The organism is Mannheimia indoligenes (assembly GCF_036880405.1).
Classification (GTDB): domain Bacteria; phylum Pseudomonadota; class Gammaproteobacteria; order Enterobacterales; family Pasteurellaceae; genus Mannheimia; species Mannheimia indoligenes.
The window spans coordinates 130,964-144,829 of sequence record NZ_JBAJJM010000001.1; the positions used below are offsets into that span (position 1 = coordinate 130,964).

Below are 13,866 nucleotides of genomic sequence, written 5' to 3' on the forward strand. Positions count from 1 at the left end.
ACTATGATTAAACAAAGAACATTAAAACAAGCAGCAAAAGTAACAGGTATTGGCTTGCACAGCGGTAAAAAAGTAACTTTAACGTTACGCCCTGCACCGGCTAATACAGGTGTTATTTATGCCCGTACTGATTTAGAGCCTGCAGTTTATTTCCCTGCAAGTGCAGACTCTATTCGTGATACACAATTATGTACTTGTATGGTAAATGATGATGGCGTGCGTATTTCAACCGTAGAGCATTTGAATGCGGCGATGTCAGCATTAGGCTTAGACAATGTCATTGTTGAGATAGATGCTCCTGAAATTCCAATTATGGACGGTAGTTCAAGCCCATTCATCTATTTATTATTAGATGCTGGTATTGAAGAGCAAGATGCACCGAAAAAATTTATTCGCATTAAAGAAACCGTTCGCGTTGAAGAAGGTGATAAATGGGCAGAATTAAAACCTTATGATAAAGGATTTAAACTTAATTTCACGATTGACTTTAAGCACCCACTAATCTCGAAGAATGTATGTAGCTATTCAATGGATTTTTCAGCTCAGAATTTCATTCAACAATTAAGTCGTGCAAGAACATTCACCTTTATGAAAGATGTTGAATACCTTCAGTCCATTGGTCTAGCATTAGGTGGTAGCTTAGATAACGCAATTGTGTTAGATGATTACCGAATTCTCAATGAAAACGGCTTACGCTTTAAAGATGAGCTTGTACGTCATAAAATGTTAGATTCAATCGGTGATTTATATATGTGTGGCTACAATATTCTTGGTGAGCTTACCGCTTATAAATCAGGGCACGGCTTGAATAACAAATTACTGCGTGCAGTGCTTGCAAATGAAAATGCTTGGGAATTTGTAACCTTTGAAGATAAGCAACAAATCCCACAGGGTTATCAAGTTCAGCAAGAAATTTTTATCTAATTTAGATGAACGGTTAAAAGACGAACATAATGTTCGTCTTTTTCTTTTACAAATTTTTGCTAAAAAACGACCGCTTGTAACTGTGTAAATTTACAGTTTTTTTATTCATTTCTCTTTACTGTTCAAAAAAACAGTTGTACTATATGCCTATACAGTTAATTTGTGTAAGGTATAGTATGCTAACTCAACTTACTATCAATAATTTTGCTATTGTCCGCCATCTTGTTCTTGAACTAAATGAGGGAATGTCAGTGATTACCGGTGAAACAGGGGCGGGTAAATCTATTGCTATCGATGCGTTAGGATTATGCTTAGGCTACCGTTCAGAAAGTGGAATGATCCGTAATGGGGCAGATAAAGCTGATATTACTGCAACTTTTTTGATGCAAAAAAATAGCCCGGCTTATTTATGGCTAGAAGAACACGAACTGCTTGATGAAGATAATCCTCAAGAATGTATTTTACGCCGTATGATTAATGTTGATGGGCGTTCAAAAGCATTTGTTAATAATCGAGCGTTACCTGTTTCACAACTACGGGAGCTTGGGCAATACCTTATTCATTTAAATGGTCAGCACGCTCCTCAGCTATTATTAAAACAGGAATATCAGCTTGAGATTGTCGATAACTATGCTGCTGTACAGCCTTTATTAATTAAAATGGCAAAACAATATGGTGCTTGGAAAGGGCTTAATAAGCAGGTAAAAAACTTTCAGCAGCAATGCCAAGAAAATGAAGCTCGTAAGCAACTATTGCAATATCAAGTTGAAGAATTAGATGACTTTGCGGTTAAAGAAAATGAATTTGAAGAAATGGAAGAAAAATATAATGTTCTTTCTTCTTCCGAAGAGCTAACTGAGCTTTCAGATGAAATAATGAATCTGCTAAGTAATGATGAAATCAACGCAAACGATTTGATTTATAAAGCAATACGCAATGCTGAAAATTTAGTGGAAGTAGATAGCCACTATCAAAGTGTGTTGGATATGCTCAATGAAGCTCTTATTCAGGTGCAAGAAGCGAGTTCTGAAGTAACACAATTAGCAAGTAAAATCGAACAAGATCCGGAATTATTACACGAGTTAGATAATCGCATTGCTCAAGCAATTTCTCTTGCTCGCAAGCACCATATTCAAGCGAATGAATTATGGCGACACCATTCAAAACTGAAGAGCGAATTACAAGCATTACTTGATTTTGAAGATAATGAAGAGCAGCTTATTCAAGATGAAAAGCAAGCTCATCAGCAATGTTTAGTATTAGCAGAAGAAATCTATCAAAAACGAACAGAAGCAGCTAATAAGCTGTCTCAACAAGTTACAAAACAAATTAAGCATTTAGCGATGGAGAATGGCGAATTTTTCATTAAAGTAGAGCATAATATTGAGAAACTCTCGCCAAATGGTGCGGATTTCGTTGAATTTAACTTGCGGAGCAACTTAGGGCAACAAGCTCAACCGTTAGCTAAAATTGCATCGGGGGGGGAACTTTCCCGTATTTCTTTGGCAGTACAGGTATTAACGGCGAATAAGCTCTCCACACCAACCATTATTTTTGATGAAGTTGATGTGGGCATTAGTGGCTCGGCTGCAACCACTGTGGGTAAATTATTACGTGAATTAGGCAAAAAATGCCAAGTTTTATGTGTTACCCATTTACCACAAGTAGCAAGTTATGGTAATCAGCATTTTAATGTTCAAAAATATGTTGAAAATAACCAAACTGAAACGCAGATGACATTGCTATCTAAAAATGAGCGTGTTCAAGCCTTAGCTCGATTATTAGGCGGAAGTAAAATTACCGAAGCGGTATTAGCCAACGCGGAAGAAATGCTAAAACTGGCAGGTAATGTTTGATTTAATATAGATAAAAAGAAAAATCGCATCAACATTTCTGTTGATGCGATAATAAATTTGGTGGAGGTAAACGGGATCGAACCGATGACCTCTTGCATGCCATGCAAGCGCTCTCCCAACTGAGCTATACCCCCGATATAGGCGGAATGATATGCTTTCCGCCTGAATATGTCAATGGCTTTAGCTGGTGATAAAGCTAATTGATTAAAAACTAGCTATTCGCTTGAATGAATTTGATTGCTTTTTCAAGGCGAGCTAAGGTTTTCTCTTTACCCACTAATTTAGCTGTAATATCCATAGAAGGAGATTGTCCTGAGCCTGTTACTGCTAAACGGAATGGCATACCAACTTTACCCATACCAATTTCAAGTTCAGTAGCTGTTTGGTTCATTGCCTCGTGAATGTTTTCAACTGTCCAATCATTACAAGCGGTCAATTTTGCCAATAATTTTGCAAGTGGTGCAACCGCTTCAGCCTTGAAGTTTTTAGCAGCGGCTTTTTCATCATAAGCTTCAAATTCTTGGTAGAAATAGCGGCTACTTTCAGCAATCTCTTTTAATGTTTTACAACGTTCGCCCAATACTGGGATGATTTCGGATAGAGCTGGTCCATTACTAAAATCAATACCTTGATTATTCATATGCCATTCAAGGTGTTTTGCGACATAATTTGGCTCAAGAGAGCGGATATAGTGATGGTTTAACCATTGTAATTTTTCAGTATTGAACGCACTTGCTGATTTGCTCACAGAGTGAATATCAAATAATTCAATCATCTCTTCACGAGAGAAAATCTCCTGATCGCCGTGTCCCCAGCCTAAACGTACTAAATAGTTGATTAATGCTTCGGGCAAATAACCATCATCACGATATTGCATTACACTCACTGCACCGTGGCGTTTTGATAGCTTCTGACCGTCATCACCGTTGATCATTGAAACGTGAGCATAAGTTGGTACAGGTGCTCCAAGTGCTTTTAAAATATTAATTTGGCGAGGAGTGTTATTGATATGATCTTCACCACGAACAACGTGAGTGATACCCATATCCCAGTCATCAACAACCACACAGAAATTATAAGTTGGTGAGCCATCTGTACGGCGGATAATTAAGTCATCTAATTCACTGTTGCTGATTTCAATACGACCACGCACGGCATCATCAAATATTACTGAACCTTCTTGCGGATTTTTAAAACGTACAACGTGTGGAGCATCACTGGCGTGTGAGTGTTCGCCTAAACAGTGGCGGTCATAGCGAGGCTTCTCTTTATTTGTTTCTTGCGTATTGCGTAATTCATCCAATCGCTCTTTTGAGCAGTAGCAGCGATAAGCTGTACCTGCTTCAATCATTTGGTCAATAACTTCATTATAGCGATCAAAGCGTTTTGTTTGGAAATAAGGTCCGTGTTCCCAAGCTAAGTTTAACCATTCCATTCCTTCCAGAATAGCTGCCGTTGCTTCAGGGGTTGAGCGTTCCAAATCGGTATCTTCAATGCGTAATACGAATTCGCCATTGTTGTGTTTTGCATATAGCCAAGAATAAAGTGCAGTACGAGCACCTCCAACGTGTAAATAGCCAGTTGGACTTGGTGCAAAACGAGTACGAACTTTTACATTTGGATCTAAAGGGAAGAGGGTTTCAATTTTCATTTTATATTTGCCTAATCATTATTTTTAAAGGGAAAACTTGTCTATTTTACTACTCTTGGGGATGAATAATAGTAAAAAATTGATTTTCTGGGGCAAAAAATCAGCAAACAGGGTAAAAAGAGTAAAAAGCGTTTGACGAAAGAGCAAAAATCTCTATAATTCACTTCCACAACAACGGGCGATTAGCTCAGTTGGGAGAGCACCTCCCTTACAAGGAGGGGGTCACTGGTTCGAGACCGGTATCGCCCACCACTTCAACTTTAAGTGTTCTGTTGTTGTAACAATCTAGTTATTTGGAAACGGGCGATTAGCTCAGTTGGGAGAGCACCTCCCTTACAAGGAGGGGGTCACTGGTTCGAGACCGGTATCGCCCACCACTTCAACTTTAAGTGTTCTGTTTTCAAATTCCCTTTGATTTTAAGTCTCAAGTGGGCGATTAGCTCAGTTGGGAGAGCACCTCCCTTACAAGGAGGGGGTCACTGGTTCGAGACCGGTATCGCCCACCACTTAAGACTAAAATCATAAACTTCAAATTACGATTATTCGTATCTGAAGGGCGATTAGCTCAGTTGGGAGAGCACCTCCCTTACAAGGAGGGGGTCACTGGTTCGAGACCGGTATCGCCCACCACTTTTCTTGTTAATCAATTTTATAAATAAAAAATCCCTTTCAAGCCTTAACTCAAAAGGGGAGTATATTATACCTCTTGTTGCATTTGCATAAACGCTTTTCTGCGTGAAGCAATGAGCCTTTTTCTATCTTTAATTTGTTTGATTTGGCGTGGGCGTAGCTTCCTCGTTGGTAACGTTTTCTTTTTCTTCAATTTTCTCATCAGTCCTATCCTCCTGTTTTATATGATTATCAGATAAATTTTTTTGTTCTTGCTCAAGCTTTTTCTGCTCTTCAATTCGCTGATAATTGATGATACTGCCATAATAACGGCGGATATTTTCAACGTATTGTAATGCTTCATAGCCTCTGGCATAACCATATTTCAGATTGGTATAATAACGTTTTTCAGCAAGTAGTGGCAGATTTTTCTTCACATCTAACCAATTATCAGGATCTCCGCCCAGTTGTTTGGTTAATCTACGGAGATCTAACAAATGTCCTAACCCCATATTATAAGCCGCTAAGCTATACCAAATTTTATCTTCTTGTGGAATAGTTTCTGGCATCTGTCTCATTAACATATGTAAATATTCAGAGCCAGCTTTTATACTTTGAGCGGGGTTTGTTCTATCTGAAATTTTCATTCTATCTGCGGTATCTTTTGTCAGCATCATAATGCCACGTACACCTGTTGGTGAGGTAGCATTTGGATCCCAGTGAGACTCTTGATAAGCAATAGCTGCTAACATTTGCCATTCTAAATCGCCTTTATGTTCACGGAAAAGTGGCTCATATTTGGGGAGTACCGCTTTGATTGCTGCCAAATAGCTTTGAATATCAACATAATCAAATTTTTCCAGATGATTAAAATATTTCTCCTCAATGCGTGAAATAAGTCCATTCTCTACAGAATCCGACATAAAATCCAATAAAGCTGATTGTAATTCGCTGTAGGAGCTATTTGCTAAATACCATAACACAGGGTTTTCATCTGTCAAATCGAAGCCTACCGCGAGATTAGGGTTAATATGCTGTACAGAAGAAATATCGACCGACATCGCGATAGTATGTGGAATTTCGCCTTGAGCGACTTTTAATAATAGCTCTTCTTGGGTAAATTTATCTGAAATTTGCCACTTCAATTGAGGATTCTTTTGCTTTAGCTGATTGAGTATTGGAATAACTGCAGAACCAGTTGGAATAATGACATTTTCTTGCAAGTCTGAAAGTCGATATGGTCTTGTTGTCCCTTTTTTATACACTACTTGCCAAGAAGCTGAGTAATAAGATGGACCGATTTGAAAGGTTTCATTTAATTCCGGGTGATAGAGTAATCCTGCCGCAGCAATATCAATATCATTGTTTTTTAAGGCGTCAAATAATTTTTCGCTGCTATCGTAGCTTTTTACTTCAAGATTAACGTTTAGATATTGTGCAAAGGCAGTCGCTAAATCATATTCAATCCCACTTTTGCCTTCAGGACCGACAAAATAGGAAATCGGGTGGTTGATCATTCCCACTTTTAGCTTTTTACTCTGCTGAATTTGAGTGTAGTGGTTAGCTTCTGAATGAATAATTTTTTGCCAAGGGAAAATCATATCCCAAGCCCAAAGTAAGAGAGCTATTGCGATAAAAAGGCGAGCAATTAATCCTTTCAATTTAAAATCCTCATTCATTCAACTAAGAGCTTAAGAGCTAAGTCTAGCCGAAATTATAGCTTAACGAAATAGTTTAATTAATTTAGTAGTAGAATTGATAAAAAGAAAGAACTTAAATGAAATGGCGCACCCGAGAGGATTCGAACCTCTGACCGCTCGGTTCGTAGCCGAGTACTCTATCCAGCTGAGCTACGGGTGCGTATTTGAAGATTGTGAGAATTTAGTTTATCAGCGACCATTTTATTTTTAGAGTAATAAATAAAATGGCGCACCCGAGAGGATTCGAACCTCTGACCGCTCGGTTCGTAGCCGAGTACTCTATCCAGCTGAGCTACGGGTGCGTGATAAAGTAAATGGCGGTGAGAGAGGGATTCGAACCCTCGATAGAGCTTTTTAACCCTATACTCCCTTAGCAGGGGAGCGCCTTCAGCCTGCTCGGCCATCTCACCACTCACTGTGTCTGTGGGCGACATATTACTAGAATTTAAAAAGATGTCAAATTCTTTTTCCCGAAAATATTAAATTCTCGCGTGTTTGCCTATGTAATAAGCAAAACGATGATTTTTTAAGTTTTATAGAATAAATATTAAACATTTCATACGGTTATAAATAAAGCGGTAAAATTTTCTAAAAATTTTACCGCTTGTAGCTTAAATATTATTTTTTCTTTTTCTTGCTTTGAGCTTTCTCTTTATTTTCATCTTCGGCAATCGTTTTTACACAAAGATGTAAGATTTGCTCGACACCGTTTTTAATATAGTCATCACCACGTACTTTATTTTTTTGCAAATCTAACATTGCATCGTGAATACCTTGTGTCATACTCGTTGGTTGTACTAAGTTCCAGCAATTTGGATCTAAGTGGTTAAAGTTAGCTTGTAAATCGGCTGCATAAAGTATACCACTATAGTAAGCATAGACATTATGATCTAACATTCTATTTATTGTCATTGCACGAATCTGTTCAATTGGCAAGGCTACTTTTTTAGTGTACCAATCATTTACTCCATTCATAAATGAATTGATGTCATAAGTTTCGTTTACTCTGTCTTTATAGGTTTGAGCGGTTGCACCGTAAGCAATTGCATAAGATTTTTGATCCACTTCTGCTTCATTTAAGCGTGTCCAACTGCCTTTATTTGATGAGCAAGCGGCTAAAAATGCCACTGCGGTAATCATTAAAATAGATTTAATTGTTTTTTTCATATTTATAACTCCTTATTGTGTTTGTCATAAAGTTTTAGCTATTTTACCGAATAAATGGCAAAATTACTTAAAAATTTTATGAGGTCAATATGAAACAGTATTTAGATTTATGCCATCGTATCGTAAATGAAGGCAAATGGGTAGCGAATGAACGTACAGGTAAGAGCTGTCTTACTGTGATTAATGCAGATTTAATCTATGATGTTGAGAAAGGAGAATTTCCATTAGTTACCACTCGTCGCAGTTATTGGAAAGCGGCAATTGCAGAGCTTTTGGGCTATATTCGAGGCTATGATAATGCTGCTGATTTTCGTAATCTGGGAACTAAATCTTGGGATGCCAATGCGAATGAAAATGCCGCGTGGTTAGCGAATCCTTACCGTAAAGGTGAAGATGATATGGGCTTGGTTTATGGGGCTGTTGGACGTAACTTCCCAAAACCTGATGGTGGTTCAGTGGATTTACTTCGCCAAATTGTTGATGATCTGAAAAAAGGTATTGATAATCGGGGCGAAATTTATACTTTCTATCATCCAGGTGCATTTCATATGGGGTGTTTGCGTCCTTGTTTGCATAGCCACCATTTTTCATTGCTGGATGGTACACTTTATCTTAACAGCACTCAGCGTTCAGCAGACGTACCTCTTGGCTTAAACTGGAATATGATCCAATGTTACACTTTTCTTGCGTTAATGGCTCAAATTACAGGGCATAAAGCAGGGCAAGCTTTCCATAAAATTGTGAATGCTCATATTTATGAAGATCAACTTGAGCTAATGCGTGATGTACAGCTAAAACGTGAGCCGTTAAATGCACCCAAATTAATTATTAATCCTGAGATTAAATCACTTGAAGATTTAGAAACTTGGGTAACTTTAGATGATTTTAAAGTGGAAGGTTATGAGTACCATCCATCTATTCAGTATCCATTCTCTGTGTAATAAAAAAGAAAGCCTAGATATTCTAGGCTTTCTTTCAAATCGTTAAAAAGAATTATTTTACTAAGTCTTTTAATGCTTTACCTGAAACGAATGCAGGTACTTTAGCAGCTGCAATTTTGATCTCTTCACCGGTTTTTGGATTACGACCGGTACGTGCTTTACGCTCATTTACTTTAAATGTACCGAAGCCGATTAATTGAACAGGATCGCCTGCTTTTAAGCTTGCAGAGATTGCATCAAGAGTTGCTTCTAATGCTGCTTTAGCATCTTTTTTAGTTAAGTTTGCACCAGCTGCGATAGCATCGATTAACTCAGTTTTGTTCATAGTTTTATCCTCTAAGATAGTGTTTTGAATAAATGACGTAAAACGTCTGAAAAGTTATTGAAACCTTGCCATAGCTTAATTCAAAGTTCAGATTTGTCAAAGTATTATTGTGCAAGATTTTGTAAATATGTATGTTATTGGTTAATATTTAACCCGATATTGCTGATGCCACTTGTTCTAATTTCATCTTTTAAATCAAAAATGAGATCAAGATCACGGTTTTCACACTCGTTGAGCAAGCGATAGATTTGCCATTGCACATCTAGCTCTTCTTGAATTTCCTCTGAATTTTTCAACTCTTGCTCGCTGAGTTCCTTGTCTTGTTGCATTTCAAGATAACTTGCCACTGTGCCTAATGAAATTTGGCTGATACGGATTGCTTGTTCTAAAGTTGCCCCGGCAATAATGCTGTGTAGTAATTCAGAAAGGGCTTCACAGGCTTCCTGTGCAGGTAAAACCCCGAAAAATTCATATTCATTTACGTCGGGTATGATTTCTTCTAATTTCTCTAACTGATTGTCGAAATTAATTTTTGCCCCTTTTACGGTTAAATATTCCCAAACTAAATTTAAAATATTTTGGAACACTTTCGCTTTTTCCGGTTGCTCGGTAACTTCGCAGAAAAGTTGATAGTTAGGGTACATTCTTTCGCATAAACAAGCCATAAAGGTTACATTTTGCCAAGGCTCAAAGCGTTCCATACGTTTATGAATTGGGTTTCGCATTTTGTTTCCTTATTAATTAATAAGTGCAAGCGGTTAAAAATTGCAGTTTTTTTGCAAAATTGCAAAAAATGATCGATTTTAGACCGCTTGTTAAATCATTTATGATACTGCTTCGAGTAGTTGTGAATAGCATCAACAAATACTTTAGGGCTTTCGACCGGTACGTCTAAGTGGATACCGTGCCCTAAGTTAAAGACGTGTCCGCTGCCATTACCGAAACCGGCAAGAATATTCTTCACTTCTTGTTCAATGCGTTCAGGTGTTGCGTAAAGCACGCTTGGATCCATATTGCCTTGAAGTGCCACTTTATCACCAACCCGTTTACGGGCATCGGCAATATCGACTGTCCAGTCTAAACCAATAGCATCACAGCCTGTTTCTGCAATTGCTTCTAACCATAAGCCGCCACCTTTGGTAAAGAGAGTAACAGGCACTTTACGACCTTCATTTTCACGGATTAGCCCATCAACAATTTTGTGCATATAGCGTAAAGAGAACTCTTTATAATCGTTGTGTGCCAATACGCCGCCCCAAGTATCAAACACCATTACCGATTGAGCTCCGGCTTTGATTTGTGCATTTAAATATAAAATCACGCTATCGGCTAATTTATCGAGTAATTTGTGAAGAATTTGTGGCTCAGCGTAAAGCATTTTTTTGATTTTGGTAAAGGCTTTGCTTGAGCCACCTTCAACCATATAGGTTGCTAACGTCCAAGGGCTGCCGGAGAAGCCGATTAGCGGTACTTCGCCTTTTAATTCACGGCGAATGGTACGCACAGCGTTCATTACATATTGTAATTCACCTTCAGGATCAGGAATAGGTAGATTATTCACATCAGCAAGTGATTGTACAGGGCGAGCAAATTTCGGACCTTCGCCAGCACCGAAACTTAGCCCTAATCCCATTGCATCCGGAATAGTGAGAATATCAGAGAATAGAATAGCAGCATCTAATTCATAGCGGCGTAAAGGTTGTAAGGTTACTTCACAAGCTAAATCGGCATTACGGCAGAGCGACATAAAATCGCCGGCGATCGCACGAGTTGCCTTATATTCAGGTAAATAACGCCCTGCTTGACGCATCATCCAAACGGGAGTCATATCCACAGGTTCACGCAAAAGGGCTTTTAAATAGCGATCATTTTTAAGTTGAGGCATTGGTTTTTCCTTTGATTGTGAAGCGGTTGTTTTTATTGAAAAATTTGCAAAATATAGATGAAATTTATTCACAATCCTTGTAAGGATTGTTCACAGCTTTGCTGCCGTTGGCAAAGCCAACGTTCAAAAAGCGATGCTTTTTGTAACCGCTTGTATTTATTAATGTAATTGTGGCTTTTCTTCTGTTTTAGGCACGCCTAAAGCAAAATGGCTATGTAAGAATAGAGCTAACACTCGTAAATATTCCAGCACTTCTTCGCCAGCTTCAAGGAGTTCCACATTATTATCGTCCTCATTGTAACCTAATTTTGCGATTTCATCTAAATCATCAATGGCTTCGCCTACTTCGTCGGTTTCTTGTTGCAGGGTCGGCTGAGCAACACCTAAGCCAAGTAAGAAGTTGTTTGTCCATTCAGAAATACCGTCAGCAAGAGCAAATCCGTCTTCGTCATTTTCGGGTAGCCACAGGCTGAATAGGGTATTTGCTTGGGAGAAACTGTCGGTTAATTGTCGGTAAAATTCCGTTAGTTGTTTTAACGGCTCAACTGAAAAAGCGTGTCCGTCATTGGTAAATTGATAGGTTAAGGTTTTCCACGAATCATCTTGAATGCCACCTGCAATCAGTCCGCATAAGAAGCCGTGAAACTCTGCCGGGGTGTCTTCAATTTGTAATTGAGTGATGAGTTGTTTAAATTCTTGGGAATTTGTCATAGCCATAATTGCATTATTGTGATTTTGCTAAAGAATGGCATAATATAGCAAAAATTTAGCGATTAAGTGAGGATTTCGTATTTATGTCGGCAAATAATATCGAATTACAGATTTTTGGTCAGGTGCTACGCTTGCAATGCCCTGTTGAGCAGCAAGAGCATTTACTGGCTTGTGCACAGCGTTTGGAAGAACGTGTGGCGGTATTGAAAGAGCAGTCCGGCATTATTCAGCTTGAAAAAGTGTTAGCTATCGTAGCTCTGAATTTAAATTATGAATTAGAGCAGGCACAGCGTCAAAATGCAGAAAATAAAAGTGTGCTTGTCGCTTGCATTGAGCAGCTAGATAATTCTCTCGGAAAATTTCAATCAAATTAGCTGATTTTTAGCCTAATTGATTAGGAATAGAGCTAAGAGCATTGAGAAATTGCAATTTATGTGATTAAAGACTAGGAAAAATTATTAAATTCCGTTACTATAAATCTTGCCTGGGGTGTGCGTTATTAGTTACGTCCCTGAGCCGATAATTTGAAACTTTGAGTTGAACATCTACCGCCGGTGAGCAAGCTTACCTTGAGCTCAAATTCAAGAGTAAGAAGCCTAAAAGCAGTTACGTTTGACTCCCTTGAACCAACTGGTTCAAGGACCATTACTGGTAGCGGCATCTCGGGTACTTATATGAACAATTCTATTCATTCTTTTTGTCGCCATTCTCGTGAACAATTACGGCAATTGATGCGGGCGAAACGCTTAAGTTTAACCTCATCGCAACAAGCACAAGCTGCTCAATCACTTATTCCACAAGCAATTTCTTTAATTGAATCTTACCAAGCCTCACATATCGCCTTTTATTTACCTTTTAACGGTGAAATTTCTCCGCTGCTTTTAATGAATACTTTGCTTGGACAAGGAAAAAAAATCTATTTGCCCATTCTCCACCCTTTTACAAGCGGTCAATTATTGTTTGTAAATTACAATTGCAAAACTATTCTAAAATTTAACCGCTTGGGTATTCAAGAGCCTGTGCTGGATGTTAGAAATATCATTCCCTTACAAGAACTAGAGATGATTTTTACACCATTAGTAGCGTGTGATAAAGCAGGAAATCGGTTAGGAATGGGAGGTGGTTTTTATGATAGAACACTTGCTCAAGCTCCTCATATTATAAGTGTAGGGTTGGCTCACGAATGCCAGCAGGTCGAACAATTACCGATTGAAAGTTGGGATATACCGTTAAATCATATTATTTTGGGAGGAGCAAGATGATTGAAAAAAAAGAAAAGGAGTCTACAGGAAACCAAAGTTTAATTCGTGGCTTAACACTTTTGGAACTATTGGCAAAATTTCCTAATGGTTGCCCGTTAGCCCACTTGGCTGAGCTTTCAGGCTTGAATAAAAGTACGGTACATCGTTTATTGCAAGGCTTACAGCAAGAAGGCTATGTTCGCCCGGCTCCAACTGCAGGCAGCTATCGTTTAACCACTAAATGTTTAGCGATTGGGCAAAGAGCTTTAAGCTCAATTAATATCTTACACATTGCAGCACCACATTTAGAAGCCTTGAACTTAAAATTAGGCGAGACGGTTAATTTTGCGATGCGAGAGAAAGATCACGCAATCCTCATTAATAAATTAGAGGCAACCACAGGCTTAATGCGGACTAGAGCTTATATCGGGCAACAGATGCAACTATATTGTTCTGGTATGGGTAAACTTTTCTTAGCCTATGATTCCGAAGATTATATTCCCCAATATTGGCAAGCGAAATCCTCTGTGATTCAACAGCTTACAATCAATACTATTACCACGATTGAGGGAATGAAAAAAGAGCTGGAAACCATTCGTGAGCTCGGTTTTGCGATGGATGCAGAAGAAAATGAGCTGGGTGTTTCTTGTATTGCTTGCCCGATTTTTGATCATCAACAGAAGGTCCATTATGCGGTTTCCGTCTCGCTTTCAACGGCTCGTTTAAATCAGCTAGGACAAGAAAATTTACTGCCTGCTATTCAAGAAACGGCAGAAAAAATTTCAGCCGAGCTAGGTGGGCGATAATTTTGTATTGCCATTTTGATTATTTCAGGTAATCTTGCACCCTTTAAAAA

Annotated in this window: 13 protein-coding genes, 8 tRNA genes and 1 other RNA gene; 11 read left to right on the forward strand and 11 right to left on the reverse strand. The window is 38.5% G+C overall.

The annotated features are described in order from the left end of the window. The first annotated feature begins 3 nt into the window (after positions 1–3). Both lpxC and recN read left to right on the forward strand, forming a co-directional pair. Positions 4–924 carry a UDP-3-O-acyl-N-acetylglucosamine deacetylase gene (gene lpxC, locus V6W77_RS00685; protein WP_025235345.1) on the forward strand — a complete coding sequence of 307 codons (921 nt, stop codon included), beginning with the start codon at positions 4–6 and terminating at the stop codon, positions 922–924. A 176-nt stretch (positions 925–1,100) separates the two neighbouring features. Beyond that, positions 1,101–2,780 carry a DNA repair protein RecN gene (recN, locus tag V6W77_RS00690; protein ID WP_334253493.1) on the forward strand — a complete coding sequence of 560 codons (1,680 nt, stop codon included), beginning with the start codon at positions 1,101–1,103 and terminating at the stop codon, positions 2,778–2,780. Between the two features lie 58 nt (positions 2,781–2,838). On the opposite strand, the gene V6W77_RS00695 is transcribed toward recN, so the two are convergent. Together V6W77_RS00695 and gltX are read right to left on the reverse strand one after the other, a co-directional pair. Then, positions 2,839–2,914: transfer RNA gene (locus tag V6W77_RS00695), tRNA-Ala, on the reverse strand. Positions 2,915–2,991: 77 nt separating this feature from the next. Next, a complete protein-coding gene (gene gltX / locus V6W77_RS00700) occupies positions 2,992–4,431 on the reverse strand; it encodes a glutamate--tRNA ligase (RefSeq protein WP_334253494.1) in 1,440 nt (479 codons plus the stop codon). 176 nt (positions 4,432–4,607) lie between these two features. Here gltX and V6W77_RS00705 point away from each other — a divergent pair. The 4 genes from V6W77_RS00705 (at position 4,608) to V6W77_RS00720 (ending at position 5,061) form a co-directional block, all read left to right on the forward strand. Beyond that, a tRNA-Val gene (locus tag V6W77_RS00705) sits at positions 4,608–4,683 on the forward strand. A 49-nt stretch (positions 4,684–4,732) separates the two neighbouring features. Next, a tRNA-Val gene (locus V6W77_RS00710) sits at positions 4,733–4,808 on the forward strand. Positions 4,809–4,861: 53 nt separating this feature from the next. Further along, positions 4,862–4,937, forward strand: a tRNA-Val gene (locus V6W77_RS00715). 48 nt (positions 4,938–4,985) lie between these two features. After that, positions 4,986–5,061: transfer RNA gene (locus tag V6W77_RS00720), tRNA-Val, on the forward strand. 131 nt (positions 5,062–5,192) lie between these two features. Here V6W77_RS00720 and mltF read toward each other — a convergent pair. The 5 genes from mltF to V6W77_RS00745 all read right to left on the reverse strand — a co-directional run bounded on the left by mltF (position 5,193) and on the right by V6W77_RS00745 (position 7,907). Then, entirely contained in the window at positions 5,193–6,701 is a 1,509-nt protein-coding gene (gene mltF / locus V6W77_RS00725) for a membrane-bound lytic murein transglycosylase MltF (RefSeq protein WP_334237015.1), read from the reverse strand. A gap of 122 nt (positions 6,702–6,823) precedes the next feature. Then, positions 6,824–6,900 (reverse strand) — tRNA-Arg (locus V6W77_RS00730). Between the two features lie 65 nt (positions 6,901–6,965). Beyond that, positions 6,966–7,042 (reverse strand) — tRNA-Arg (locus V6W77_RS00735). Between the two features lie 13 nt (positions 7,043–7,055). Continuing rightward, positions 7,056–7,150: transfer RNA gene (locus tag V6W77_RS00740), tRNA-Ser, on the reverse strand. A 208-nt stretch (positions 7,151–7,358) separates the two neighbouring features. Next, positions 7,359–7,907 (reverse strand): hypothetical protein, encoded by a 549-nt coding sequence (locus V6W77_RS00745; RefSeq protein WP_334228804.1) that lies wholly within the window; start codon positions 7,905–7,907, stop codon positions 7,359–7,361. Between the two features lie 89 nt (positions 7,908–7,996). Between V6W77_RS00745 and V6W77_RS00750 the strand changes: the two genes are divergently transcribed. Further along, positions 7,997–8,848, forward strand: coding sequence for a thymidylate synthase (locus V6W77_RS00750; RefSeq protein WP_025235350.1), 852 nt, complete (start codon positions 7,997–7,999; stop codon positions 8,846–8,848). Between the two features lie 52 nt (positions 8,849–8,900). On the opposite strand, the gene V6W77_RS00755 is transcribed toward V6W77_RS00750, so the two are convergent. From V6W77_RS00755 to V6W77_RS00770, 4 genes are all read right to left on the reverse strand, one after another. Next, complete coding sequence (locus V6W77_RS00755; RefSeq protein WP_279611707.1) at positions 8,901–9,191, reverse strand: HU family DNA-binding protein; 291 nt, start codon at positions 9,189–9,191, stop codon at positions 8,901–8,903. A gap of 116 nt (positions 9,192–9,307) precedes the next feature. Continuing rightward, positions 9,308–9,898 carry a YjaG family protein gene (locus V6W77_RS00760; protein ID WP_025235352.1) on the reverse strand — a complete coding sequence of 197 codons (591 nt, stop codon included), beginning with the start codon at positions 9,896–9,898 and terminating at the stop codon, positions 9,308–9,310. 95 nt (positions 9,899–9,993) lie between these two features. Then, positions 9,994–11,058, reverse strand: a complete 1,065-nt coding sequence (gene hemE, locus V6W77_RS00765; protein ID WP_025235353.1) for a uroporphyrinogen decarboxylase — start codon at positions 11,056–11,058, stop codon at positions 9,994–9,996. A 159-nt stretch (positions 11,059–11,217) separates the two neighbouring features. Next, positions 11,218–11,775 (reverse strand): UPF0149 family protein, encoded by a 558-nt coding sequence (locus V6W77_RS00770; RefSeq protein WP_334253495.1) that lies wholly within the window; start codon positions 11,773–11,775, stop codon positions 11,218–11,220. Positions 11,776–11,852: 77 nt separating this feature from the next. Between V6W77_RS00770 and V6W77_RS00775 the strand changes: the two genes are divergently transcribed. From V6W77_RS00775 to V6W77_RS00790, 4 genes are all read left to right on the forward strand, one after another. Then, the gene (locus V6W77_RS00775) at positions 11,853–12,143 is read left to right on the forward strand and encodes a cell division protein ZapA (RefSeq protein WP_188156822.1); all 291 of its coding nucleotides are present in this window, start codon (positions 11,853–11,855) and stop codon (positions 12,141–12,143) included. A gap of 104 nt (positions 12,144–12,247) precedes the next feature. Continuing rightward, positions 12,248–12,442, forward strand: a non-coding RNA gene (gene ssrS, locus V6W77_RS00780) — 6S RNA. A 1-nt stretch (position 12,443) separates the two neighbouring features. Then, on the forward strand, positions 12,444–13,031 hold the full coding sequence (locus tag V6W77_RS00785; RefSeq protein ID WP_334253496.1) for a 5-formyltetrahydrofolate cyclo-ligase: 588 nt from the start codon (positions 12,444–12,446) through the stop codon (positions 13,029–13,031). Further along, positions 13,028–13,816: an IclR family transcriptional regulator gene (locus tag V6W77_RS00790; protein ID WP_138317395.1), complete on the forward strand. Its 789-nt coding sequence runs from the start codon at positions 13,028–13,030 to the stop codon at positions 13,814–13,816. The genes V6W77_RS00785 and V6W77_RS00790 overlap by 4 nt, the downstream gene beginning before the upstream one ends. The last annotated feature ends 50 nt before the right edge of the window (positions 13,817–13,866 follow it).